This is a genomic window from Streptomyces sp. HSW2009, from assembly GCF_040240285.1.
In the GTDB taxonomy this organism is placed as follows: Bacteria; Actinomycetota; Actinomycetes; order Streptomycetales; family Streptomycetaceae; genus Streptomyces.
On record NZ_JBEHZD010001217.1, the window covers coordinates 1 to 307 of the forward strand.

At 83.4% G+C, this 307-nt stretch carries 1 protein-coding gene; it reads left to right on the forward strand.

The features are described from left to right. Positions 1-78: 78 nt before the first annotated feature. Positions 79-307: hypothetical protein (locus AAHZ94_RS35250; RefSeq protein WP_349997710.1), on the forward strand; the 229-nt coding region annotated here is incomplete at its 3' end.

Genomic DNA, 307 nt, shown 5'->3' on the forward strand with positions numbered 1-307 from the left:
CCCCCCGCTCCCCTGCCGCGGGGCGGGCGGGCCCGCCGGCGGATGAGCCGAGTGCGCCGGCGCCGGCTGACGGTGACGGTGAGTACGGCCGTATCGCTGCTGGCCGGCGGCCTGTTCTGGGCGGTGGGCCCGGCCGCGTCCGGCGGCACCGAGCGCGCTCCCGACCTGTCCACCTGGGCGGCTGGAGCGGTGGCCCTGCGGTTCGCCGCCGACGCCGAAGGGCCGCTGGTCAGGGCCAGCCGGTCCGGTGCCGTCCGTGGGCGCCCCGGCCCCGCCGCCGGCGCCCGGGGCCCGGCCCGGGGGGCGC